At 58.1% G+C, this 530-nt stretch carries 1 pseudogene; it reads right to left on the reverse strand.

Annotated elements, in window-relative coordinates:
• Positions 1-530: pseudogene (locus tag MLC70_RS18460) on the reverse strand (IS1380-like element ISMaq4 family transposase); the annotation flags it as partial.

Consider the following 530-nt stretch of genomic DNA (forward strand, 5'->3'; position numbering starts at 1 on the left):
ACCAGGTCAGAGAGTTCGTCTTTGTAAGGATAGGCATCACTCATCAACACCCGTATGCGCCGAGTGTTGCGAATGATGACCGCGCCCACCTTGATCAGCTTCAGCCGCAGGTTACTGGCGCTCATGCGCTCGAAGGGCGTTTTCTTCAGGTGAGCGCGTAATCGCTCGAACAACGTGTAGGCAAAGCCCGACAGAAGCAGCCGCCACTGATTGGTCCACCACCGCGTGCTGGAGGTGCGATCTGCGAACAGACACAACTGCTGATCCTTGATCCGGTTTTCCATGTCACCCCGGGCACAGTATTGCTCGTAGTAGAGTTTAACGCCGTCGTCGTAACGGGAGCTGATAATGAACCTGGGGTTGGCACCCAGTTCGCCCTCCTCCAGACGCGCGATCACCCAGCGGGGGTGTTTCCAGGTTCGGGCCTGGTACTGGAACCGGTAGGTGGCAGAGACTTTTTCTCCCAACTCCCCGTGAGCCCTGCGAACCAGCATCGAGGGTACGTCCACCTCCTTGAGCAGCCGGCTGTT

Origin of the sequence: Marinobacter goseongensis (genome assembly GCF_023156235.1) — a bacterium.
GTDB classification, from domain to species: domain Bacteria; phylum Pseudomonadota; class Gammaproteobacteria; order Pseudomonadales; family Oleiphilaceae; genus Marinobacter; species Marinobacter goseongensis.